Origin of the sequence: Kineobactrum sediminis (assembly GCF_002868715.1) — a bacterium.
Lineage (GTDB): Bacteria > Pseudomonadota > Gammaproteobacteria > Pseudomonadales > Halieaceae > Kineobactrum > Kineobactrum sediminis.
This window is the reverse complement of sequence record NZ_PKLZ01000001.1, coordinates 1-24,831: the sequence shown is the minus strand read 5'-3', so window position 1 is coordinate 24,831 and position 24,831 is coordinate 1. Positions and strand designations below refer to the sequence as shown.

20 protein-coding genes are annotated in these 24,831 nt (G+C 58.7%); 13 read left to right on the top strand and 7 right to left on the bottom strand.

From position 1 onward, the window contains the following. Window positions 1-3: 3 nt before the first annotated feature. On the bottom strand, window positions 4-942 hold the full coding sequence (locus tag CWI75_RS00105; RefSeq protein ID WP_101519443.1) for an aminotransferase class IV: 939 nt from the start codon (window positions 940-942) through the stop codon (window positions 4-6). Window positions 943-1,003: 61 nt separating this feature from the next. On the opposite strand from CWI75_RS00105, the gene cmoA reads away from it, so the two are divergent. Together cmoA and cmoB are read left to right on the top strand one after the other, a co-directional pair. Next, complete coding sequence (gene cmoA / locus CWI75_RS00100) at window positions 1,004-1,735, top strand: carboxy-S-adenosyl-L-methionine synthase CmoA (RefSeq protein WP_241521021.1); 732 nt, start codon at window positions 1,004-1,006, stop codon at window positions 1,733-1,735. Between the two features lie 10 nt (window positions 1,736-1,745). Further along, a complete protein-coding gene (gene cmoB, locus CWI75_RS00095) occupies window positions 1,746-2,735 on the top strand; it encodes a tRNA 5-methoxyuridine(34)/uridine 5-oxyacetic acid(34) synthase CmoB (protein WP_101519441.1) in 990 nt (329 codons plus the stop codon). Window positions 2,736-2,778: 43 nt separating this feature from the next. On the opposite strand, the gene CWI75_RS00090 is transcribed toward cmoB, so the two are convergent. The 3 genes from CWI75_RS00090 to CWI75_RS00080 are packed head-to-tail and all read right to left on the bottom strand — an operon-like array spanning window position 2,779 to window position 6,978. Further along, window positions 2,779-3,864: a purine nucleoside permease gene (locus CWI75_RS00090; RefSeq protein ID WP_101519440.1), complete on the bottom strand. Its 1,086-nt coding sequence runs from the start codon at window positions 3,862-3,864 to the stop codon at window positions 2,779-2,781. After that, entirely contained in the window at window positions 3,864-4,811 is a 948-nt protein-coding gene (gene rbsK, locus CWI75_RS00085) for a ribokinase (protein WP_101519439.1), read from the bottom strand. The genes CWI75_RS00090 and rbsK overlap by 1 nt, the downstream gene beginning before the upstream one ends. Window positions 4,812-4,821: 10 nt before the next feature. Further along, a complete protein-coding gene (locus tag CWI75_RS00080) occupies window positions 4,822-6,978 on the bottom strand; it encodes a TonB-dependent receptor (RefSeq protein WP_101519438.1) in 2,157 nt (718 codons plus the stop codon). Between the two features lie 249 nt (window positions 6,979-7,227). Between CWI75_RS00080 and CWI75_RS00070 the strand changes: the two genes are divergently transcribed. Both CWI75_RS00070 and CWI75_RS00065 read left to right on the top strand, forming a co-directional pair. Further along, entirely contained in the window at window positions 7,228-8,643 is a 1,416-nt protein-coding gene (locus CWI75_RS00070; protein ID WP_162299957.1) for an amidohydrolase family protein, read from the top strand. Beyond that, window positions 8,640-9,224 carry a cupin domain-containing protein gene (locus CWI75_RS00065; RefSeq protein WP_241521020.1) on the top strand — a complete coding sequence of 195 codons (585 nt, stop codon included), beginning with the start codon at window positions 8,640-8,642 and terminating at the stop codon, window positions 9,222-9,224. The genes CWI75_RS00070 and CWI75_RS00065 overlap by 4 nt, the downstream gene beginning before the upstream one ends. 23 nt (window positions 9,225-9,247) lie before the next feature. Here CWI75_RS00065 and CWI75_RS00060 read toward each other — a convergent pair whose 3' ends face one another. Next, window positions 9,248-9,823: a phosphoribosyltransferase gene (locus CWI75_RS00060; protein WP_101519435.1), complete on the bottom strand. Its 576-nt coding sequence runs from the start codon at window positions 9,821-9,823 to the stop codon at window positions 9,248-9,250. A 145-nt stretch (window positions 9,824-9,968) separates the two neighbouring features. Here CWI75_RS00060 and CWI75_RS00055 point away from each other — a divergent pair, with 145 nt between their 5' ends. Beyond that, window positions 9,969-11,288, top strand: a complete 1,320-nt coding sequence (locus CWI75_RS00055) for an NCS2 family permease (protein WP_101519434.1) — start codon at window positions 9,969-9,971, stop codon at window positions 11,286-11,288. An 11-nt stretch (window positions 11,289-11,299) separates the two neighbouring features. Then, a complete protein-coding gene (locus CWI75_RS00050) occupies window positions 11,300-12,493 on the top strand; it encodes an amino acid aminotransferase (RefSeq protein WP_101519433.1) in 1,194 nt (397 codons plus the stop codon). A gap of 42 nt (window positions 12,494-12,535) precedes the next feature. On the opposite strand, the gene CWI75_RS00045 is transcribed toward CWI75_RS00050, so the two are convergent. Both CWI75_RS00045 and CWI75_RS00040 read right to left on the bottom strand, forming a co-directional pair. Then, the gene (locus CWI75_RS00045; protein WP_101519432.1) at window positions 12,536-14,416 is read right to left on the bottom strand and encodes an ATP-binding cassette domain-containing protein; all 1,881 of its coding nucleotides are present in this window, start codon (window positions 14,414-14,416) and stop codon (window positions 12,536-12,538) included. A 188-nt stretch (window positions 14,417-14,604) separates the two neighbouring features. After that, on the bottom strand, window positions 14,605-15,510 hold the full coding sequence (locus tag CWI75_RS00040) for a LysR family transcriptional regulator (protein WP_206604584.1): 906 nt from the start codon (window positions 15,508-15,510) through the stop codon (window positions 14,605-14,607). 120 nt (window positions 15,511-15,630) lie between these two features. On the opposite strand from CWI75_RS00040, the gene CWI75_RS00035 reads away from it, so the two are divergent. The 7 genes from CWI75_RS00035 to CWI75_RS00005 all read left to right on the top strand — a co-directional run. Beyond that, a complete protein-coding gene (locus CWI75_RS00035) occupies window positions 15,631-16,332 on the top strand; it encodes a CoA transferase subunit A (RefSeq protein ID WP_101519431.1) in 702 nt (233 codons plus the stop codon). A 14-nt stretch (window positions 16,333-16,346) separates the two neighbouring features. Then, window positions 16,347-17,003 carry a 3-oxoacid CoA-transferase subunit B gene (locus CWI75_RS00030; RefSeq protein WP_101519430.1) on the top strand — a complete coding sequence of 219 codons (657 nt, stop codon included), beginning with the start codon at window positions 16,347-16,349 and terminating at the stop codon, window positions 17,001-17,003. A gap of 84 nt (window positions 17,004-17,087) precedes the next feature. Beyond that, window positions 17,088-18,137 (top strand): COX15/CtaA family protein, encoded by a 1,050-nt coding sequence (locus tag CWI75_RS00025; protein ID WP_101520055.1) that lies wholly within the window; start codon window positions 17,088-17,090, stop codon window positions 18,135-18,137. Window positions 18,138-18,291: 154 nt separating this feature from the next. Further along, entirely contained in the window at window positions 18,292-20,418 is a 2,127-nt protein-coding gene (locus CWI75_RS00020; protein ID WP_101519429.1) for a type I secretion system permease/ATPase, read from the top strand. After that, window positions 20,415-21,821: an HlyD family type I secretion periplasmic adaptor subunit gene (locus CWI75_RS00015; protein WP_101519428.1), complete on the top strand. Its 1,407-nt coding sequence runs from the start codon at window positions 20,415-20,417 to the stop codon at window positions 21,819-21,821. The genes CWI75_RS00020 and CWI75_RS00015 overlap by 4 nt, the downstream gene beginning before the upstream one ends. Further along, entirely contained in the window at window positions 21,821-22,450 is a 630-nt protein-coding gene (locus CWI75_RS00010) for a LuxR C-terminal-related transcriptional regulator (protein ID WP_101519427.1), read from the top strand. The genes CWI75_RS00015 and CWI75_RS00010 overlap by 1 nt, the downstream gene beginning before the upstream one ends. A 134-nt stretch (window positions 22,451-22,584) precedes the next feature. Continuing rightward, the coding region (locus tag CWI75_RS00005) for a retention module-containing protein (RefSeq protein WP_146003519.1) at window positions 22,585-24,831 on the top strand (2,247 nt) is incomplete at its 3' end.

The following is a 24,831-nucleotide window of genomic DNA, read 5'->3' as shown; positions in this document are numbered from 1 at the left end:
GTTTCAGCCCCGCGGGTGAGTGGCCCCGGGGCCGTTGATGTAGCGCGTTACGGTATCGCGGTATTGGGCTTGCAGGCGTTTAATTAGGGTGCGATCGGCTCCGGGCTCGCCAATGCTGCGCCCGTCGACTTCGGTCACCGGTACCAGGCCGGCGAAGGTGCCGGTAACGAAGGCTTCTTCTGCGTTGTAGACATCGGTCAGGGTGAAGTTTTTCTCGCGCACTACAAGGCCCAGTTCCCGACCCATTTCAAGTACTTTGCCGCGGGTGATACCGTCCAGGCAATAGTCTCCGGTAGAGGTCCACAACTCACCGCGGCGAACGATGAAAAAGTGGGTTGAGTTGCAGGTGGCTACGAATCCGTGGGGGTCCAGCATCAGGGCTTCATCGGCACCGGCTTTGCTGGCCTGGATGCAGGCGCCGATGCAGTTGAGCTTGGAATGCGTGTTCAGGGCCGGGTCCTGGACATCGCTATAACCCCGGCGTACGTAGACGGTATACAACCGGACACCCTGTTCGACGGTGCTCGGCAGCGCTTCCTTGTATTCGGGTATGATCACCACGGTGGGCGGGGTAACCGTCATTCGCGGATCCTGGTAGGGTGTAGACTTCACTCCGCGGGACACCATCATCCGGATGTGTACGCCATCGTTCATGTTGTTGGCTGCCAGCAGGGCATACAGACGTGCCGCCACTTGCTCTTTGCTGAAGTCGGGCTGGAAATCCAGTGTCTTCATGCCTTCAAACAGGCGTTCGAGATGTCGCTCCAGGAACAGCACGGTATTGCCCTCCACCCGCAGTCCTTCCCAGACCCCGTCCCCCAGAATAAAGCCTGAATCAAACACTGAAATCCGCGCTTCAGCGCGAGGCACATGTTCGCCGTTGATCTCGATAAGAATGTGCTCATTGCGGGAATCACCCGCATACTCGTGTGTGCCTTTCATGCCAAACTCCGCTGAAAACCGTGATAAACTCGCCTGCCGTTGTAACCACCGTGACCCACCCGTGACCGACAACCGCGACACAATATACGCAAATCCGGTGCCGGAACCCAGCGCCTTCCGCTTTGATGACAGTGTGGCCCGGGTTTTTCCGGATATGATCAAGCGCTCGGTGCCCGGCTATACCACCATCATCGCCATGACCGGCCTGCTCGCCGGGCGCTATGCCAGTCCCGGCAGCCATCTTTATGACCTGGGCTGTTCGCTGGGTGCATCCACCCTGGCGATGCGCCAGAATGTACAGCATCGCGATTGCCTGATTATCGGCGTGGATAACTCCACCGCGATGCTCAAGCGTTGCCAGACGGTGATCGACACCGACAGCCACGAGGTGCCGGTGAGCCTGGTGTGTGCGAATCTCCAGGACATCCCCATTGTTGATGCCTCGGTAGTAGTACTCAACTTCACCCTGCAGTTTATCGCCAGGGAGGAGCGCGAGGCCGTAATCAACCATGTTTACGCGGGTCTGCGCCCTGGCGGCATCATGGTACTGTCGGAGAAAGTGACCTTTGAAGATCCGCGTTTGGATGCGCTCAACATCGATCTGCATCATCAATTCAAGCGCGCCAACGGCTATAGTGACCTGGAGATCGCCCAGAAGCGCAACGCCATCGATAACGTGCTGTTGAGAGAAACCCTGGGACAGCATAAACAGCGTATCGCCGGGGCCGGCTTCGGCAGTTGTGATGTGTGGTTCCAGTGTTTCAATTTTGCATCGCTGATCGCTTTGAAATGACAGCCCTCAAATGATTGATTATGAACCACTGATCCAACGCTGGCAGGACACTGAGCTCGCGCCCTGGGGACAGCTGCTGGCCGAGCAGATTGCCGAGGGTATGTCCGTGCGGCGCTATGGTGACTTGCCGCGGTGGTTGGCGGCTCTCGCCGAGCTTCCCGAAATAATGCCCAGCCAGTGTCATCTGGACCGTGACCGCGTAGGGGCCGACTGCGACCCGCCCCTGGATGCTGCCGCCAGTGCTGCCCTGCGCGAAACCCTCCAGCAATTCCATCCCTGGCGCAAAGGGCCGTTTGAGCTGTTCGGTATACACATTGATACCGAGTGGCGTTCGGACTGGAAGTGGCAGCGCCTGCAACCACACATTGATTCCCTGGCCGGTCGCCGGGTGCTGGACGTGGGCTGTGGCAGTGGCTATCACTGCTGGCGCATGGCCGGGGAAGGTGCCTCGGAAGTGATCGGTATCGACCCCACGCCACTGTTTGTGACCCAGTTCTGGGCACTGCAAAAATATCTCCGTAACCCTGATGTCTGGGTGCTGCCGCTGGGAATCCAGCACATGCCGGGGAAACTGCACGCCTTTGACAGCGCGTTTTCCATGGGCGTGCTCTATCACCGCCGCTCGCCCTTTGATCACCTGCAGGAACTGAAAGATTGCTTGCGCCCCGGCGGCCAGCTGGTGCTGGAAACCCTGGTTATAGAGGGCGATTGTGGCGCCACCCTGGTGCCGGAAGGGCGCTATGCGCGGATGGGTAATGTCTGGTTTTTACCCGCCAGTGCAACCCTGCTGTCCTGGCTGCGTAAACTGGGTTTTGTCGATGTGGTGCTGGCAGATGTTGCGGTAACCACGACAGAGGAACAGCGCACCACGGATTGGATGCGGTTTCACTCGCTGGCGGACTTTCTGGACCCTGAAGACAGCACCCGCACGTTTGAAGGCTACCCCGCCCCGCGGCGGGCCCTGGTCACTGCCCGGGTCCCGGACCGCAGATCCGCTTGAGCGCGTACAATAAGCCTTGCGCCCTCACAGATCGCGCGCGTTGTTACCGCGCGGGAGGTGTGTTCTCGTACTGGTCCCAGTTCTTGAGCAGGGCCTCAATGACCTTGCTGCCAACCAGGTAAGCGTTCTCCAGTGCGGCGTCCAGGCCAGCATAGCTGTCGTGCTGCTCCTCCTGCAGGTATTCAGCAGCACCCTTGCCGGGTGGCGGCAGAGTGAAGTTGGAGGCGGTCCGCAGTACCAGCACGCGGTTTTTGTCAACCTTGCCGCCGGCGTGCAGATAGCTCAGGGACTGGAACGTGCCGGTGTCCTCCATTGCCGAACTGACAAACTCGCCCTTGCCGTCGGTCCAGTAGTCCACCCAGTCATTGGCCCAGTCATTCAGCAAAGTGCCGTGCCAGAAGGTCATCGCGGCCAGCTGGTCGCCCTTGAGTACAAAGGGGGTACGCTGCGCAACCGGATAATTAACATAGAGCTTGCGGGTGTCCTCCAGGGTTGGGTGATCCGGCAGTTCCATGCCTTTGGTCAGCTCAAAGGCCCAGTTTACCAGTTTGCTGTCTAGCTGGAATACCTCGCCCAGGTTGTAACTCTTGCGCGCGGGGTCGCCCGGCCCCTGGCTGAACAGGGGGAAATAGCCTGTGTCCCAGTCATCGGGGATTTCGCGACTATCAATTTCGTGCGCGAGATCGCCATCCACCAGATACTCGGCCCAGGCAACAGAGCCCAGCGAGGCATCCGCCGGGTCGAACCCGGAAATGCCTGCGACCAGCCAGTAGGCTTTGGTCAGGTCGAAGCGCGGATCAAGGCCAAGGGCCATAATGCTGGCCGCGGCATTGGCGGTGCCCATCCCGGTAACAACGCCCAGTACGCCGGATTCCAGATTCATATGCAGGTCGTGATGCATGTGTGGTGCGGGAAAAGGGGTGTCCAGTGGTATCCGCTCGTACCAGCGCTGGAATTCACCGGCGTCGTCGCCGCTGTCCTCGCCGGTTTCGAACATGGTGACTATGACGACCTTGACTGGTATGGGGCTAATGATGCCCGCCACGGAATCATTTTCGCCGGCGGCAAGCGCGGGCAATGTCAGCAGCGTGCATAGCAGGGTGAGCAGGGCAGAGTTCATAAGTTTCATCAATGGGTATCCACGGTTCGTTGGGCAAGGAAATCGTCTATCGCAGTCCGGGAAGGTGCACTGGCTTGTGCCCCGGGTGTCGTTACTGAAAGTGCGGCGGCCGCCTGGGCAAAGCGGATTGCCTGCTGCAGGTCCTGGCCTTCGGTCAGGGCTGCCGCCAGGCAGCCGTTGAAAACATCCCCGGCTGCAGTGGTATCTACGGCTTCAACCTTAAACCCCGCCCGGGCGCTGCGCACAGGTTCGGCTGAGCTCGAATGCTGGGATGAAAAGACCCCCAGGGCACCCCGGGTGATCAGTACGGTGTCGACACCGCGCAGGTGCAGCCAGTCCGCAGCGGTAGCAGCCGAGGCATCATCGCATACCTGAATGCCAGTCAGTAATCTCGTTTCAGTTTCGTTGGGCGTAATGACGTTAATCAGCGGATAGAGTTCGTCGGGCAGTAATTGCGCCGGTGCCGGGTTGAGGATTACCACGGCATCTGCCCCGGCCGCCAGGCGCGCGGCGGCCAGTACCGTGGTAACAGGTGTTTCCAGTTGCAGGAGCACGACGGTCGCCTTTTCCAGCAAACGGCCGGCCGCGTCAATATGGCGTGACAGCAGGCAGGCATTAGCGCCGGGGGCTACAGCGATACTGTTCTCCCCATGCGCATCCACCACAATCTGGGCCACACCGGAAGGTGCCTGTGGGTCGACAACACAGTACCCCGTATTGATACCGCTGGCTGCGAACCCGGCCAGGGCCTGCTCGCCAAAGGTATCATTGCCAACGCAGGCCACCAGGCTGACATCGCCACCGGCGCGCGCGGCAGCTACCGCCTGGTTGCCACCCTTACCCCCTTGCGCGGTGGTAAAACGGCCACCCAGCACAGTTTCACCTGGCCCCGGCAAGTGCGGCACCTGGATAACCATGTCGGTGTTGCTGGAACCGACGACTACCAGCCTGCTCACAATACCGGCTCTAGAACAGGCGGGACAGCGACAGGCCGAAAACCCGCGGTTCGTTGGTGAACCCGGTCAGGTTGTTGAAATCGATGGCACCCTGCACGTTTTCCTCATCGGTAATATTGCGACCGAACAGTGCCGCTTCCATGCTGCCGTCACGCAGGCGCCAGCCCACCCGCAAGCCGCCTTCAAACTGGCCGTCGGTCTTGAACTCCGCTGCATCGTAGAGGAAGAACTGGGTGTCACCCTGGTAGGCCCAGTCAGTGAAGGCGAAGAGTTCAGATTCACGACCTACGGGAATACTGTAGGACGCGGTGAAGTTGAAAGTGGTTTCCGGCGCATTCGGGAATGGGTTGCCGTCGACCAGCACCCGGTTGTCCGCATCTACCGGATTGTTGATGGTGCAGGCGGCGCAGGCGCCGACGCGCAGTTCGCGGTCGTTGATTTCGGTATCCGCATAGGCGCCACCCAGGGTGACGGTCAGGTTGTCCGAGATCATCCATTCAAGGTCCAGTTCCAGGCCCTGGCCGGTACCCTGGTTGGCATTGACCAGCTGGATAAAGTTAGCCGCACCACCGACAGCAGTAAACTGGATGTCGTCGACTTCGTAGTAGAACAGTGCCGCGTTCAGGCGTACGCGGTTATTCATGTATTCGGCCTTGTAGCCCACCTCGATGGAATTGATGGTTTCGGAATCGGCAATGGACGGCGCCGCACCGAAGGCGACATCGCGGCCCTGGATGGAGGGTGCGCGGAAGCCGGTACCTACCTTGGCCCAGTATGTTGAGGTGTCGTTGGCGGCATAGGAGACTGCAAGGTCGCCGCTCATCTGGTCATCGGAGACCGATTCGCTGATACCGTTGGGTGCAGCAAAATCCTTGTCGTCATCGGTCCAGCGCAGGCCGGCGGTTACCGTCCAGGCATCGGTGAGGGCGTAATCAGCCTGGCCGAATAACGCAAAGGAAGTGTTCTCATGTTCTACCGTGGTGGGCGGGATAAAGAACGGATTGGTCTCCACATCCAGCGTGCCATCGAAAAAGAACATACCCACCTGCCAGTTCAGGCGCTCGCCGGCATTGGTGGACAAACGAAACTCCTGGGTTATCTGGCGTACATCGGCCGAGTCCTGGGTCTGGGACGGGAAGGGGATGAAGCCGGGGCCCATGAAAGGCAGGAAGGAGGCGCCAAAACCGCCGTCGATATCGCCCAGGCTGCTGCCCTCGGCATCCTCCCACGCGGTGATGGAGGTTAGTGTTACAGCGTCAAAGTCATACTGCAGCTTCAGGTTAACCCCGGTATTGCGATATTTCTGTGGGTTGTTGTCGCCCTCGTCAAAGAACACCGTCTCGCGATCGTAGTTTTCGTTAAGATTATTGGTGCCGGGGGTGAAAATGTTTGCCCGGAATACGGCGGCGGTGCCGTCCAGGTCCCGGTGATGGGCACCAAGCAGGGCGCTGAAGCGGTCGTTGGGCTCGTACAGCAGGAAGCCTTTCACTGCTTTTTCAGTAAAACCGCCCAGCGCGTCGTTCTCGCCGGTGAAGTCGTTGTCGATCCAGTCACCCCGGTTTTGGTGGAGCACGGCAATACGGCCGGCCAGTGTGTCGGTGAGGCCGCCGCCCACGGCACCCTCGAAGTTGAAGGTGTCCAGCTCGCCAATATCAACCTTGGCCCGACCCTCAAACTCCTGTGTCGGTTTGCGGGAATCAAACTTGATGATTCCCGCCGTGGTGTTGCGGCCAAACAGTGAGCCCTGTGGGCCGCGCAGTACTTCTACCTGTTCAATATCAAACAGGGGGAAGCTCTTGAGTACGACATTTTCCTTGACCACTTCGTCCATGATGATGGACACGGGCTGGGAAGCTGCCAGGTCAAAATCAATATTGCCCAGGCCGCGGATATAAAAACGCGGTGCCACGCGGCCGTTGGATGATTCTACATACAAGCCGGGTACACGTGCGGACAGGCCGCGGATGTCGGCGCCGCCTTCAAAAATGGCGGACAAGCGCTCGCCGGAAAGTGTGGCGACGGAAAGAGGAACGTCCAGCAAGCTCTGTTCGCGCTTTTGCGCGGTCACGATGACTTCTTCCAACTGTGCGATCGCAGGTGCTGCAGTGCCAAGTGTTGCGACAATGGCGGTGGTCAGGGCCAACCGGGGTACGGTTATCCTCTTCATGGATGTATCTCCTGGTGAATTGCTAGCCTAATGGTCACGGAATCTTGCGATGCGCGTAGCAGGTACTCTGCCTGCAGCTGGCCTTTGACGGCTCAAGGGCGCAGAATTTACACGGGTTTCGAGGATGTCGCAGCCCCGTGCGGCAAAAGTACCAGAATTCGGCCACAGGATTCCCTGGCATCTCGTCGCCCATCGCGCTCGAGCTGTGGTTATAATTGCGCCCGGTTAACCCAGGAGGGGAGATTGCTTGTGATAAAAATAGTGACGGGAGGATTTTTTGCCCTCTGGGTTTTCTGGTCCGGGGTGGTTGCGGCCAGCGCCGGGTCCTCTGCAGATTTGATCGTGTATGCAGACTATGTGCTAACCATGAATCCGGAGCAGCCGGAACTGCGCGATGCTGCTGTTGTAGTGCGCGGTGACCGCATTGTGGCGCTGGGACCGAGGGCCGATATTGACCGCCAGTACAACGCGGCTCGCACCATCCCGGGCGATGGCCGCGTGCTGCTGCCGGGACTGATCAACGGCCATACCCATACCGCCATGACCCTGTTCCGCGGCATGGTTGATGACCTGGACCTGATGACCTGGCTGAATCACTATGTATTCCCCATGGAGGCACGATTCGTAACGCCGGAATTCGTGCGCACCGGCACTGAGCTCGCCTGCTGGGAAATGATTCGCGGTGGTACCACCACTTTTGTCGACATGTATTTCTATCCTGATGAAATTGCGGGGGTAGTTGATCGTTGCGGTCTGCGTGCAGTAGTGGCGTCACCCCATATTGATTATCCCAGCCCCGGCTTTGCCGGTTGGGAGGACTCCTTTGCCGCGGCGACGGATTTTGTCAGTCGCTGGCAGGACAGGCATCCGCGCATCACCCCGGCATTTGCCCCGCACGCGCCGTACACGGTGGCTCCTGCCCACTTGCAGGCCACCGTGGAAAAAGCCCTGGCGATGGACGCAGTGATATCAATGCACCTGGCGGAGGCGCCAGCGGAAAGTGCTTATATTGAAGAGAATTTTGCCACCACCCCGGTACGTCATGTGGCCGGGCTGGGTTTGTATGATACGCGTCTGATCGCCGCCCACATGGTGCAGCTGGACGCCGAAGATATCGCCCTTACGGCCGCCGCGAGGGTGGGCGCAGTGCACAACCCCACATCGAACATGAAGTTGGGGGCCGGTGTTTCTCCGGTGCCGGCGATGTTGGCGGCTGGCGTGAATGTCGGCCTGGGAACGGACGGTGCAGCCTCCAACAATGATCTCGACATGTGGGATGAAATCCGCATGGCGGCGTTACTGCACAAGATGGCCAGTGGCGATCCGACCGCGCTGCCTGCCGGGCAAGCCCTGGCGATGGCCACCCGGCTGGGTGCCGCCGCCATTCATATGGGGGACCGGATCGGTCGTCTTCAGGTGGGAATGCAGGCGGACATGATCCAGCTTGACGTGACCCGCACTCATCAGCTGCCGTTATACGATGTGAGTTCCCATCTGGTGTATGTACTGGGAAGCGAGAACGTGCAGACGACAATTGTGGCGGGGCAGGTGCTGATGCAGGATCGTGAAGTGCTGACCCTGGATGAGTCGGCCCTGAGAGCGTCGGTGCACAAGGCCAGTAACGCTATTCGTCGTGCCCTCGACGAGCAACAGGAGAATGAATGATGAGGCAATCAATTATTGCCATGGCGAGCGGGCTTGCGGTGATAGCCGGCAACCCGTTGCAGGCAGGGGAGACGGTTAATATGGCAGTGCCCGATAAAACCGAGATCATTGCAACGCTGGGGCTGGAGGCTCATGTGGAAGGTGGTTATTTTGCGCGGACCTTTCAGCCTGACCACAGGCCGAAAGTGGCAACGCCGGCAGGTGAACGCTACACGATGACTTCCATCCACTATCTGCTGACCGATGATTCTCCTGTTGGCCACTGGCACCGTAACCAGTCGGACATTGTTCACTTTTATCACCTGGGTGCCCCGGTTCACTACTACCTGCTGCATCCCGACGGTCGCCTGGAAACTGCCGTGCTGGGCCCGGACCTGGCGGCGGGGCAGCGGTTGCAGCTGACGGTGCGCGGTGGTGTCTGGAAGGCATCGCATCTTCCCGCCGGCAGTTACGGCCTGATCAGCGAGGCGGTGGCGCCAGGGTTTGATTATGCGGATATGGCACTGGGCGAGCGCGACGATCTGCTCGCCGAATTTCCCGAACATGCGGCAGAAATCAAGGCCTTCACCCGCGACCACTGAATTCGTGGGCGGGGCAGGGTGGTTCAGGTACCGGCTTTGAGGTGTTCGGTGAGCCGATCTACAAAACTGGCAAGCTCAGGCTTGTAGTCACGAATTTCTTCGGCGGTAAGGCCCTGCAATTCATGGGGAAACACCAGCCAGTCAGCGGTTTCGTGAACGTAGTAGTCCGGCACCCGCTCTGTCCGGTTATTGCCCGGCTTGTAATAGGGTGTGGCAATGCGGATCTCCGGCGTATTCTTCTTGCAGGCATCCTTCAGGTCGCGAATGGTCTGGTCGATCGATAGTCCGGAGTCGTGTACGTCGTCCACGATCAGCAGTGCGTCCTCCGCCTCCAGTCGCTTGATCAGGTAGGTCAGGCCGTGCACTTTCACATGACGGCTGCGTTGGCCTATGCCGGTGTAGGATGAGGTGCGGATGGCGATATGGTCTGCTTCCACGCCCAGTACCTCCAGCAATTCCTGTACTGCGATGCCTACCGGCGCGCCGCCGCGCCAGACCCCGACGATATAATCGGGGCGGTAGCCGCTTTCATAGACTTTCCAGGCCAGTTTGAAGGAGTCTTCCAGTAACTGCTGGGCGCTGATGTAGTGCTTGTGCATGTGCCGCGGGTCCTTGATAGGTACTGTTTGCCGATAGGTCGCGCAGATTAGCACAGCTTGCAGTTGACGGGTGTATGGTGCCGCTCGCGCTGATTGCGTAAACTGGCGAATTAATGACAAAGCCTGCAGAAGGACATCAGCGCACGTGGAGCAAACTGAGCAATCCGTTACGGGTCCCCTGGAGCGTCTTTTCAAATTATCCCGCCACGACACGGATGTGCGCACTGAGCTGATAGCCGGCGCCACGACCTTTGTCACCATGGCCTACATTATCTTTGTCAATCCACAGATGATGGCGGCTGCCGGTATGGATTACCAGGCCTCTTTCGTGGCCACCTGTCTGGCGTCCGCACTGGCTTGTTACCTGATGGGTTTTTACGCCAACTGGCCGGTGGGGCTGGCGCCGGGTATGGGGCTCAATGCGTTCTTTACCTATACCGTCGTCGGGGATATGGGATACAGCTGGGAAGTCGGGCTGGGCGCCGTGTTCCTGGCAGGTATCCTGTTTGTGATCATGAGCGTAACCCGTATCCGGCGCTGGATGCTCGACAGCATTCCTTTCAACCTGCGCCTGGCGATGGGGGCGGGGGTGGGCCTTTTTATCGGCTTTATTGGCCTGAAAAGCGGCGGTATTATTGTTGCCAGTGACGCGACCCTGCTGACCCTCGGCAACATTGCCCAGCCACAGCCATTCCTGGCGGCGCTGGGTTTTCTGGTGATCGCCATTTTGTCCCTTCGCAATGTGCCCGGTGCCATTATCATCGGGATTCTCAGTGTTACCGGCCTGGGCCTGCTGTCGGGATTGGTGGAATATAATGGGCTGGTGGCGGCCCCGCCGAGTATGGCGCCCACCTTCATGCAACTGGACATTGTTGGTGCCCTGGATGTGGCAATGACCAGCGTGATTATTGCGTTCCTGTTCGTCAACCTGTTTGATACGGCCGGCACCTTGCTCGGCGTGGCGAACCGCGCCGGGCTAGTCGATAGCGACGGCAAAATCCACAACCTGGACCGCGCGCTGAAGGCGGACAGCACCTCCAGCGTATTCGGGGCCTTTCTTGGCTGCGCACCTGTTACCAGCTATGTTGAAAGTGCCGCGGGCGTGGCCACGGGGGGGCGCACCGGCCTTACCGCGGTAACGGTGGGCTCGTTGTTCCTGCTGGCTATTTTCTTCGCGCCCCTGGCTGGAATGGTGCCTGCCTTTGCCACCGCCGGGGCACTCATTTATGTGGCCATGCTGATGCTGACCAATTTGCAGCAGCTGCACTGGCACGACATGAGTGAAGTCATACCGGCGCTGGTCACGGTGGTGATGATCCCACTGTCATTTTCCATTGCCAACGGCATCGCGATCGGCTTTATCAGCTTCGTCGCTATCAAGCTGGGTGTTGGCCGCCACACTGATATTTCTTTCGGCGCCTGGTTTCTGGCGCTGATCTTTATTGCCAAATTTGCCTTTATGTGAGGACCCTCCTGATGCTCGATGTACTACCCCAAATGCCTGAAGATTCGATACTCGGCCTGTCTTCAGCGTGTCGCTCAGACCCCAGCCCCAACAAGATTGACCTGACAGTCGGCATTTACATGAACGAGGAGGGCGTATGCCCCGTATTTGATGCCGTGCGCCTGGCGCAGCAGTCGCTGGTGGCCGAGGAGACGACCAAGGCCTACATGGCACCTGCCGGTGACGCCGCTTTCAATCAGGGTTTGCAACGACTGGTGCTGGGTTCCGGTAGCGCCGCACTGGCGGATGCCAGGGTGAGCAGCATCCAGACACCGGGCGGCTGTGGTGCCTTGCGCATTGGCGCCGAGATCATCAACGCCGCGGCACCGGGCGCCCGGGTGTGGGTGTCCGACCCCACCTGGCCGGTACATATTCCGCTACTGGGCAGTGTTGGTCTCAGGTTTGAAACCTACCGCTATTACGAGCCGGTCAGCCATGGTGTTAATTTTGATGGCATGGTGGAGGACCTGGGTCGGGCCGGGCGTGGCGATGTGGTGCTGTTGCACGGCTGCTGCCACAATCCCTGTGGTGCCGACCTCACTCTCGAGCAGTGGTCAGTCATAGCGGATATGGCCGAGCGCCAGGGTTTTATGCCGTTTGTGGATATTGCCTACCAGGGGCTGGGCGATGGCCTGGAGCAGGACGTTGCCGGCTTGCGGCTGTTGGTGGAACGCCTGCCTGAGGTGATTATTGCCGCGTCGTGTTCCAAGAATATGGGCTTGTACCGGGAGCGCACTGGCGCTGCCCTGTTTGTTTCGTCCAGCGCCGAAAATGCTCGCGCGCTGCTGAGCCAGGCCCAGGTGGCGGCGCGTCGGATCTATTCGATGCCGCCTGCCCACGGTGCCCTGCTCGCGGGCAGGGTGTTGGCGGATGCCGAACTCAAGACCAACTGGGAAGACGAGTTGCAGGCCATGTGCTGGCGCATTAACGGGTTGCGCACCAGCCTGGTGAGCAAGCTGGAACAGAATACCGATCGCGACTTTGGCTTTATCGAGCGTGAGAAAGGCATGTTTTCGTTTCTGGGGCTGACCAGGGCGGAGGCCATTGCCCTGCGCGAGAAACACAGCATTTACATGCTGGAGTCTTCGCGCATCAATGTCGCCGGCGTCAACGGCGCCAACATCGATTACCTGGCGGAGGCGGTAGGTGCGGTACTGCGCGGCTAACTGTCGCGGCCACTGAGTGCAGCGGTCAGGTATGCCCTGCGGTCAGTCCTCTTCCAGTTCTGCCCAGCGCTCGATAGCTGCCTCAAGCTCAGCCTGTACGGTCAGCAGGTCCGCCAGTACCCTGTCGATCGTGTCCCGATCCTGTTGGTAAAAGGTCGGGTCCGCCGCGGCCGCTTCCAGCTCTGACTGGGCCAGCTCCAGCGCTTCGATGCGCCCGGGCAGGGTATCCAGTTCGCGCTGTTCCTTGTAGGAGCGTTTGCGCGGAGCCTTGGGTACGGCAGCGGTGGTTGCAGTCGTGCTTGTCGCCGGCATTTGCTGGCCGCGGCTGTTTGGATCCGTCAGCCGGCCACCCCGGGCTTCCCAGTCCGTGTAACCGCCGGCCTGTTCTTCCACAGTGCCATCGCCGCGCATGATCAGGGTTTGGGTAACCACATGATCCATGAAGTCGCGATCGTGACTGACCAGGATTACAGTGCCGTCAAAGGACAGCAAAATATCTTCCAGTAGTTCCAGGGTTTCGATATCAAGGTCATTGGTGGGTTCGTCCAGCACCAGCAGGTTGGCCGGCTTGCTGAACAGGCGCGCCAGAATGGCCCGGTTCTGTTCCCCGCCCGACAGCGCCTTGACCGGGGTGCGCACTCGTTCCGGGCTGAACAGGAAATCCCCGAGGTAGGAAATGGCATGGCGCCGCTTGCCGTTGATCTCGATGAACTCCTGGCCGCCGCATATATTGTCGATCAGGTTCAGCTCGGGCTCGAGTTTACCGCGCAGCTGGTCGGAATAGGCCACTTCCAGTTTGGTGCCGAGTTTTATGACCCCACTGTCGGGCTCCAGCTGCCCCAGGATGAGTTTAACCAGGGTTGATTTGCCGGCGCCGTTGGCGCCGACAATACCCACACGATCGCCGCGCTGGATGATGGTGGAGAAATCGTTGATCACCTGTTTGCCGTCAAAATGCTTACTGACGTGCTCCAGCTCTGCCACGATTTTACCGGAGCGACTGGCCTCCTCGATATTGAATTTGGCGGTGCCGACTTTTTCCCGGCGCTGCTGGCGGTCATTGCGCATGGACTCCAGCGCGCGCACCCGACCTTCGTTGCGGGTGCGCCGGGCCTTGATGCCCTGGCGAATCCACACCTCTTCCTGGGCCAGTTTTTTGTCGAACAGGGCGTTGGCGCGTTCTTCCGCCACCAGTTCCTGCTCCCGGTGGTTCAGGAAACCCTGGTAACTGCCTTCCCACGTGGTGAGGTGGCCACGATCAAGCTCGGCAATACTGGTGGCGACGTTCTGCAGGAAGCGGCGGTCGTGGGTGATGAGCACGATAGCACCGCGAAATTGCTGCAGCTGGCTTTCCAGCCAGACAATGGCGGGAATATCGAGATGGTTGGTGGGCTCGTCCAGCAACAGTATATCGGGGTCTGCCACCAATGCCTGGGCCAGCGCGACGCGGCGGCGCCAGCCACCCGAGAGCTCGCCCATCCTGGCGTCCTGGGGTAACTGTAGCTGGGTGATGGTGGTTTCAACTCGCTGCTGCAGGGTCCAGCCGTCGGCGGCCTCGAGTTGCTGCTGCACGCGCGCCAGGCGGTCGAAGTCGAGATCGGGGTCCTGCAGCAGATGGTGGTATTCCGCCAGCAGCTTGCCGGCCTCGGCCAGGCCTTCGGCGACCACGTCATAAACGCTGCTGTCATCCGCATCCGGCAGGGTCTGTTGCAACCGCGCAATGCGCACGCCCGGGCGCAACCAGCGCTCCCCTGCATCCGGCTGCAATTCGCCATCCAGAATTTTCAGCAGGGTGGTCTTGCCCGTACCATTGCGCCCGAGCAGCCCCCAGCGCTCACCTTTGCGGATAGTGAGGTCCACACTGTCCAGCAGCACCTGGGTGCCATAGTGCAATTGGATGGATTCGAGGCGCAGTAAGGGCATAACAACTCAGCTGTAAAATGTTGGGCGCCGTATTCTACGCCAGTGTAGGGGGTCAGGTCTCGCATTGTAGCATTTGGCCGTACAAGGTGGATGGCTGGGGTCAGGTCTCGCATTGTTGCATGCGCCCATTGGGGCGCATGCAACAATGCGAGACCTGACCCCAGCCCTTTAAGCCTCACCACCAAATGCTACAATGCGAGACCTGACCCCCGATAGTGCGCATCAAGGATGGTGACCAGGGCTTTGGCTGGTCCGGATAAAGGATAGCGGCGACGGGTGACTATTCCGACCCGGCGTTCGATGACCGGTGCCGTCAGTGGGCGGGAACGAACACCGAGTTCGCGCAGCTGTTGCTTGCACAGCGTGGGTACCGCGCTGATCCCAAGCCCGGCTGCCACCATGCGCCCGATGGTGACGAGGTGGTTGGTCTCCACTTCGACCCGCAATGCCAGATTACTGGCAGCCAGGGACTGCTCCAGCAATGAGCGGATACTGGAAGGGTGCTGCAGAGCGATAAAGGGCTCGTCGGCCAGGGCACTCCAGTGGAGTTGGCGGTGCGCCAGCAATGGATGACCGGGGGGTAGCGCAGCCACAAAGCGGTCGCTGAACAGCGGGGTGAACTGGAGATCTTCGGCCATGCCGGGGTCGAAGGCGATGCCGGTTTCCACTCGACCACTGCGTACCATGGCGACCACATCCTCGGCGATCACATCGTGCACGGTGATGTTGATCTCCGGGTAAAGCTTGCGAAACTGCTGCAATAGCGCCGGCAGCTCGGTACTGGCGAAGGAGGGCATGGCGGCGACCGCCAACCTGCCCCGCCGCAGGGCAAAAGTGTCGTGAAGGTCCTCGAGGGCAGCACTCCAGTCTCCCAGCAGGCGCTGGGCCACGGGCAGGAACTGGCTGCCCTCGGGGGTCAGCGCCAGGGTGCGGGTAGTTCGGGCCAGCAGGCGGCCACCCACGGCCTCTTCCAGGTTGCGAATCGTGACACTCAGGGCAGGCTGAGACAGGTTCAGCAGGCCGCAGGCCTCGGCAAAACTGCGACTGCGTGCCACCGCGACAAAGGCCCGCAGCTGTTTGATGGTAATATCCATGACATTTCCTGCGCGTAATTGATAAATATTTTAGATTAATTCGTAAAATAAATATATTTGTTAAATATAACAGACTGTAGGAAGCTGGCGGTTCAGCATCCGTGATGATGGAGAATACAAATGGCCGGTTTTGACAAGGTCGTAGCAAATTATGCCGAGGCCATGGTGGGCCTTGAGGACGGTATGACCGTGCTTGCGGGGGGCTTTGGTCTGTGCGGCATTCCAGAGAACCTGATCAACGAGATCAGGCGCAAGGGTACCCGCGACCTGACAGTGGTATCCAATAACTGTGGTGTCGACGGTTTTGGCCTGGGTGTACTGCTGGAAGACCGGCAGATCCGCAAAATGGTGTCCTCCTACGTTGGCGAGAACAAGCTGTTCGAGGAACAGCTGCTGGCCGGTATCCTCGAGGTGGAACTCACTCCGCAGGGTACGCTGGCGGAAAAAATGCGCGCCGGTGGTGCCGGCATTCCCGCCTTTTTCACTGCAACCGGTTATGGCACCCCGGTGGGTGAGGGCAAGGAGTCCCGGGTGTTCAATGGCCGCCACTATATTATGGAAGAGGCGATTGTGGGTGACTTCGCCATCGTCAAGGCCTGGAAGGGCGACCGCTTCGGTAATCTCATATATCGCCATGCGGCACAAAACTTCAATCCCATGGTGGCAACCGCCGGCAAAATCACGGTGGCTGAAGTTGAGGAGATTGTCGAGCCGGGCGAACTGGAGCCGAGCCAGGTGCATACCCCCGGGATCTACATTGACCGGTTGATCCAGGGACATTTCGAAAAACGCATTGAAAAACGCACCGTACGCGAAGGCTGAAGGGAGCACAGACCATGGCATTATCCCGTGAACAACTGGCTCAGCGCGTTGCGCGCGAGCTTGAGGATGGCTACTACGTTAACCTGGGGATTGGCATTCCGACCCTGGTGGCGAACTACATTCCCGAGGGTGTGGAGGTCATGCTGCAATCGGAGAATGGCCTGCTGGGGATGGGGCCCTTTCCCACCGAAGAGCAGGTAGACGCGGATATGGTGAATGCCGGCAAGCAGACTGTTACCGCCATCAAGGGCGCATCGATTTTCTCTTCCGCGGAGTCTTTCGCCATGATTCGTGGCGGCCATGTGGATCTCACCGTACTCGGTGCCTTCGAGGTTGATGTGGAGGGCAGCATCGCCTCCTACATGATTCCGGGAAAGCTGATCAAGGGCATGGGTGGTGCCATGGACCTGGTGGCAGGGGCAGATAACATCATTGTGACCATGACTCACGCCTCCAAGCATGGGGAATCAAAACTTCTACCCCGGTGCACATTGCCACTCACCGGCTTTGGCTGTATCCGCAAGGTCGTCACTGATCTCGCCTACATCGAGATCGCCGACGGCAGGTTCTGGCTCAGGGAGCGCGCCCCCGGCGTTAGCGTCGACGAGATTGTGCGACTTACTGCCGGTGAGATGGTGGTGCCCGAAGTGGTGCCGGAGATGGTTTTTTAGCCCCACACGCTTGCGCAGCCACACCATTGCGCCCGGATTCGGTTATCATTGCGCCCTCTTTTTTACATGGGCCGTTGTAGCGATATGGCAATTCTCAGACAGACCAATTACGACCGCCAGGTAGCCACCTGGCTGATTTTGTGCGCCGTTGTTATTTTTGGGATGATTATCCTGGGCGGGGTCACCCGGCTGACCGATTCCGGACTTTCGATGGTTGAATGGCGCCCGCTGATGGGCATCATTCCGCCCCTGACGGAAGAGGCCTGGCTGGAGGTGTTCGAGAAATACCGCCAATCACCCGAGTACCTGCAGATCAATCGCGGCATGTCGCTGGATGCGTTCAAGACCATCTTCATGTATGAATACCTGCACCGTGTGCTGGGACGTCTTATTGGCGTGCTGTTCTTTTTCCCCATGCTTTATTTTGGCCTGCGGGGACGGGTGCGCAGTGGCCTCATGCCCAAGTTGTGGCTGTTGTTTCTACTCGGCGCTTGCCAGGGACTTCTCGGCTGGTACATGGTCAAGAGCGGCCTGGTGGACGTTCCCTATGTCAGTCAGTACCGGTTGGCCGCGCACCTTGGGCTTGCAGCCCTGATCTTTGCCTTCATGCTTTGGTTGATTTTTGAGCTGCTGGCAGGCCGTCCCGCCAAGGGCTCGACGCCGCACCCATTGGCCCGTTGGGGACTGGTCATGCTCGGGCTGGTATATCTGATGATCCTCTCGGGCGCCCTCGTCGCTGGCACCAATGCCGGGTTTGCCTACAGCACCTGGCCCCTAATGGGACCCTCCTTTATCCCTCCCGGGCTCTACTCCGGCGACCCGGCCTGGCTTGATGCCTTCGAGGATATTACTACCATCCAGTTCAATCATCGTATTTTCGCGTACTTATTGTTTGTGTTGTTACACATATTCGCGATAAAACTGTGGCGTACCGGCCTTGGTAACCGGGCCCGGGTAACGGCGGTATTATTGCTGGTAGTGCTTTGGCTGCAGGTGATTATCGGCATCAATACCTTGTTGCACCACGTGCCCGTCATTCTGGGAGCTGCGCATCAGGGGGGCGCGATGCTGCTGCTGGCAGTGACCTTATATGCCGTGTTTTTGCTGCGGCGGGGCACTCCGGGGCGGTCATAAAGCGAGATGATGTGACGTGGCGCACACTCCCTGCATGGTATTTTGCGGGCTTCTGGCGTACCCTCTCGCTTAGATAAATGTGACGTTATTCAGTAGCTTAGCCACTGTGTACGTATAACGTGCCTGAAACAAGGCACAGGGGTTATCGCCTGAAATGAGTGTCAGCACCAACGATTCACTTTTGCAAAGTCTGCTGGCTCTGTGCCGCTACCATGGCAGTGCCTCCACAGCCGAGGCGCTCTCCGGTGGGTTGCCCCTGGAGAACGGGCTGTTAACACCGGCTTTATTTGAGCGCGCAGCGCGTCGCGCCGGACTGGTGAGCCGGATCCTGCCACGCAGTGCACGCGAGGCCGAGCCGGCCCTGTTGCCCGCGGTAGTGCTGCTCAAGGGCGATCGCTCCTGCCTCCTGATGGCGTGGAGCGATGATGGCAAAACCGGCACCGTTATCTATCCCGAGCTCAATGAGGCGGCAGTTGACGTACCCATTGAGCAATTGCTGGCAGAGGAAACCGGCAGCATCATCGTCTGCCGTCCGCGTTTTCGCTTTGATAAGCGCGCCCCGCGCACCGGCACCTCCGAACGCGGCCACTGGTTCTGGGACGCCATTCGGGCCAACACACCGGTGTACCGGGATGTGCTGATTGCTGCCTTTTTTATCAACCTGTTTGCCCTGGCGCTGCCATTGTTCACCATGAATGTGTATGACCGGGTGGTACCGAATTATGCGGTAGAAACCCTGTGGATGCTGGCGGCCGGCGTCATCATTATCCTGCTTGCGGATATTTCCCTGCGGACCATGCGCGGCTATTTTCTTGACCTGGCAAGCCGGCGGGTGGATATACAGCTATCGGGACAGATCATGGAGCGGGTACTGGGCTCCAGACTGGAGCATCGCGCCCTGTCGGTGGGCTCCTATGCAGTGAACCTGCGCTCCTTTGAAACCGTGCGCGACTTTATTACTTCGGCATCGGTCACCACATTGATTGATGTGCCCTTCGCACTGATTTTCATTCTGGTTATTGGCTGGATAGCGTGGCCGATCCTGATTCCACTCGGGCTGGGTCTGTGCATTGTTCTGGGTTATGCCCTCGCCACCCAGGGCAAGTTGCGCGATTTGTCCGAGAGTACCTATCGCGCCAGCGCCCTGCGTAACTCCACGCTGATCGAAAGCCTGGTGGGCCTCGACACCATCAAGGCGATGGGCGCCGAATCAAAAATGCAGCGCAAGTGGGAGGAGACTACCGCCTTCCTCGCTCATGTCGGGGTACAGCTACGCCTGGTCTCCAACTCCACTATCAACGTCACCCAGTGGGCCGCACAGATGGTGACCATGTTCGTGATCATAACCGGGGTCTACCTGATTACCGCCGGCGAGTTGAGCATGGGTGGCCTCATCGCCTGTACCATGCTCAGCGCTCGGGCGATGGCACCGTTTGGCCAGGTTGCGGGTCTTATCACGTCCTACCACAACGCCGAAATTGCCCTCAAATCACTGGATGAAGTGATGGAAAAGCCCATGGAGCGGCCCGAGGGTGCGCAGTTGCTGTCCCGGGAGATGTTCGAGGGGGATATTGAGTTCCGTCAGGTCTCCTTTGCCTACCCTGGCAGTGAAATGGAGTCACTCAGTAATGTCTCTTTCCGGATCAAGCCGGGAGAGAAGGTGGCAATCCTGGGCCGTGTAGGCTCTGGCAAGTCCACGCTGCAAAAACTGATTATGGGGCTTTACCAACCGACCTCCGGTGCCATCATGATAGATGGTATTGACCTGCGCCAGCTGGATCCCAGCGAACTTCGCTCAAGGGTCGGCTACGTCCCCCAGGATGTGACCCTCTTCTACGGCAGCCTGCGCGACAATATCACCCTGGCACACGCCAATGTCAGTGACGCCGCACTGGTGCGTGCGGCGGAGATCGCCAGCCTGTCGGACTACATAAACCGCCACCCGAAAGGCTTCGACATGCTGGTGGGTGAGCGCGGCGACTCTCTCTCTGGGGGCCAGCGCAAGTGCGTGGCCCTGGCCCGGGCGGTGGTGAGCGACCCGCCTATTTTATTGATGGATGAACCCACCGGTTCCATGGACCACTCCACTGAGGTGGCTGTAAAAAAACAGCTCCAGGAATATGTTCAGGGGCGTACCTGGCTGGTGGTGACCCACCGTAACTCACTTCTGGAGATGGTCGATCGCATTATTGTTATCGACAACGGCAAGCTGGTTGCCGACGGTCCCCGCGACAGCGTCGTCCAGGCGCTGCAACAGGGCAAGATAGGGGCTGTTAAATGAGCGACTATCCGGTGGTCGCAAGCGAGCCCGAGGCGCCGGCAAATGAGCCACGGAAGCGGCACCTGGCAGACTTCATCTTTGCGCCCTGGCTCAAGGACACGGCGGATACGCCGGGCAACTGGGAGCACAATGCCCACAGCGCGTATCTGGAACAACAGCCCCTGCGGGCCCGAAAGCTGCTTTATATAGTCGGTGTAATAGTTCTGGCGCTACTGATATGGGCTGCGCTGGCAACAGTTGACGAGGTAACTCGCGGGGACGGCAGGGTAATTCCCTCGCAGCAGATTCAGATCATGCAGTCCCAGGACGGTGGCGTGGTAACGGAAATCAATGTCCGTGCCGGCGACATCGTGGAAGCCGGACAATTGCTGGTAAGGCTCGACCAGACCCGTTCGGAATCCAACTTGCGCGAAAACCAGGCTGAATTCCAGGCGCTGTCGGTTCGCGCCGAGCGCCTGGGTGCAATGCTGGCGGGGGTTGAATTTATACCGGCCCCCGAATGGCTGGAGCAGGTAGGACAGATTGTTGACCAGGAAAAGGCCCTGTTTGAATCGAGCAAGGCCCAGCTCCTGTTGCAGCAGCAGATTGCCGGCGAACAACTGGAACAGCGCCAGCAGGAACTGGCGGAAATGAATGCGCGCTCGCGGCAGATGTCGGTCTCCCTGGATCTTACCCGACAGGAACTGGGCGTAACCCGGCCGATGGTCTCCTCGGGCGCAGTCTCCAGAGTTGAAATTCTGCGTCTGGAGCGCGAGGTCAATCAACTCAGTGGTGAGTATGACCAAACCCAGGCCCAGATCCAGCGCCTGAAATCGGCCATTCAGGAGGCTCGTGGGAAGCTCAGCGAAGTCGAGGTGGATTTCGAGAACGAAGTGCGCGGCGAATTGACCGATACCATCGCCCGCATGAACGGTTTGCGCGAGGCGGGCATAGGGCTCAGTGATCGTGTCCAGCAAACCGAACTGCGTTCACCGGTGAAAGGCACTGTCAAACGCCTGTATTACAACACTATTGGTGGCGTGGTACTGCCCGGCAAGGAGATCGTTGAAGTGGTGCCGCTGGATGATACCTTGCTGGTAGAGGTGCGAATCCGTCCCCAGGATATTGCCTTCCTGATACCGGGGCAAAAGGCCATGGTGAAGCTAACTGCTTACGATTTTGTGGTTTATGGCGGCATGGAGGGCACAGTCGAACATATCGGTGCCGATACCATCATGGACGACGAAGGTAATCCCTTCTACGAAGTGCACGTGCGTACCAAGGAAGTCGGCTTTGGCAAGGATATGCCGATTATTCCCGGCATGACGGTGCAGGTGGATATTCTTACCGGCAAAAAAACCGTTCTCGCCTACCTGATGAAGCCGGTATTGCGCGCCAAGCAATACGCGCTGACGGAGCGCTGATGGAGCAACTGTTTTTAGCGTCCGGAGGCAAGCTGCGTGCACGCTGGCGGGAAGCGTTTCCAGCCGCACGGGTATTTTCGCTGATTGGGGACATCCCCGATGAGGCGGCCCGGCTTCAGCAGGTGGTTTGGCTTGATATTACCGGGCTGGATGTCGCCCAGCGTCTCTCTCGTCTGCGTGAGGTAGTGGCATCCGGCTATCGGGTCGTGGTGATGTCGGCCACGCCCGCTGAGGCAGAGGCCTTTGAAGCACTCAATGCAGGTGCTGTTGGTTATTGTCACGTGGAAGCTGCGCCTGAACAGCTACGCGAGGTTGCCTTGGTAGTTGCCCATGGTGGGCTATGGATGTTGCCTGAACTGGTGCAGCGCCTGATGTCGGTTTCTTTAAGGGTAATGTCCAGGCTGGCACCTGAACACCCTGAGTTGGACGCGCTCACGGCGCGCGAGTTAATGGTGGCAGAGCAGGTGGCCCTGGGTGCCAGTAACCGTGAAATCGCCGGGACCCTCGATATTACCGAGCGCACCGTCAAGGCTCATCTTTCGGTCATCTTTGAGAAGCTACATCTGCGTGACCGTGTACAGCTGGCTTTGGTCATGAATAATGTTCCAACCGCCACATCTGTGAACTGACTCACAGTCCTGCACCTTTCCTGTCCTTAAGTACAATACCGTTGCTTTGAAGCAAGGGTATTATTGCGTCTGAAAATTTTGTGCTGAGGCCTTAGAAAATGTGTCTCAGGCGTTAAATAACAAGGGCGGACAAGATGGCTGATACAGCAATAGCAACAGTAGTGGCAATAACCGGTACAGCCTATGCGCGCAGCGCAAACGGTGAATTGCGTCAAATCAAACCGGGAGATGTGTTGCTGGAAGGCGAAACCGTGGTTACGCCGAACGGCGGCTCCGTGGAATTGTCTCTTGCGGACGGTAATCCATTCGAGATCAGCGGTGTTCCCGAAATGACGCTAACCCGCGATATTGTCGCGGAGCGTGCGGCCGGTCGTGAAGAAAGCGCAGTGGAAGACGAAACCGTGGAGGCCCTGCTTGCTGCACTTGAGGGTGACGGTGATATCGGTGATGTGCTTGATGCTACCGCCGCCGGCGGACAAGAAGGCGGTGGCGGCGAGGGCTCTTCTTTCGTACGCCTTGGGCGTGTTGTTGAAGAGACCGATGAGTTTAGTACTCTCACAGCAGAAACATCAGCAGCAGAGACGACACAGGTCGTAGATGGCGATACGATTCTCTCTGTTGACGCCGTTGATGACGCGGTAACGATAGAGGTAGACCAAAGCACTATTATCAATGTGCTTGCCAATGACATCTTCGCAGATGGTGTCACTGTCACAGCAGTGAGCGGTCCCGCCAATGGCTCGGTGACAGTGAATGCCGATAACACGATAACGTATACCCCGAATGAAGGTTTTTCAGGAGAAGATTCCTTTAGCTATACCGCGACATCGCCCGATGGCAACAGCCAGGATGCTGCGGTTGTCAGGGTTACGGTTGCAAGCGAAGCGGTGGCCCCGATAATTATCAGTGCCAATACCCAGGATGTGGTCGAAGGTGGAATTGCGGAAGTGGTATTCACATTGTCCGAGCCCTCCACAACGCCAATAACCGTCGATTTCGAGACGGTTGACGGCACCGCTACAGGAGCGGACGGAGACTTTGATGCTCTGGCCGGTACTGTCACTTTTGCTCCCGGCGAGACGACAGCCAGTATTTTCATACAAGTCAACGAAGATGACGCACTGGAAGGCACCGAGCAGTTCTCCGTAAACCTGTCAAACCCCGTTGGCGCGGATCTGCAGGCAGAGCAGATTGATATCACCATCATCGATGATTTTGTACCCACTGTGTCCATCAATGATGCCACAGTAACCGAAGGCGGCATCGCAGAGCTGACTCTTTCTTTGTCCGCGGCGGTTAACAGTCCGGTGACTGTTCAGTTTGGCTCGTTTGATGGCACGGCTACCGTGGTTGGTGGTGACTATGATCCGGTAACCGGTACGGTGGCCTTTGGCCCTGGCCAAACCAGCGCAACCATTCTCGTACAAACCAATACCGATACTCTTGCCGAGGGCAGCGAAGAATTCACCGTTGATCTGGTTAATGCCAGCGGCGCCACAATTGCCAACGGACAAGGTACCGTGACGATAGTTGATGGAACGGTTGAGCAGCCCCCAACTAATGCGGATGTACTTGTGGGAGCAGGTGCAGGTGGCCAGGTTTCCGAGTCCGGCCTGGCGGAGGGCTCTGCGCCAGAGCCCGGCGGCGCAACAATGAACGGTGTGATAACTTATATTGCTCCGGATACACCTGTCACAATCAATATCGAAGGGCAGCAAGTAACAGCGGTCGGCCAGACGTTTACCGGCACCTTTGGTTCATTGACCATTACCAGTATCAGCGCCAACAATATTGGGTATACCTATACGCTGGAGCAAAGCACGTCAGGCGATTCTGCTGCGGAACGTTTTGGGGTTCAGGTCACTGATGTTGATGGTGATTCAGCACAGGGTAACCTGGTAATCGACATTGTTGATGATGTTCCCACTGCTGCCGACGATGTGGCTTTGGTGCCTGCTGACTCCTTCGATTCCGTTTCCGGCAATGTCCTGGATAACGACATCCAGGGCGCCGATGGCGCAGCGGTAGCCGGTGTCGCGCTTGGCGATACTGGCACTGCACTGAACGATGCCGCCACCGTTGGCACGGACATCCAGGGTCAATATGGTGTACTCACCATCGACGCCGATGGCACTTACAGCTACGTGCGTGATCCCGGCACCCCGGGTGGCGTAGATGACACCTTCACCTACCCTCTGCGTGATGCCGATGGCGACAGTTCTACAGCCACTTTGGTAGTCAGCCTAGGCAACAGCGACGTCACTGTTAACCTGGCCAGTGTTGAAGACAGTGGCACAATCGTTTCCGAAGCCGGTCTGGCCGCGGGCTCGGATGCTGCCGCCGATAGTGAAACTACCACGGGCAGCTTTAGCTTCGCAGCT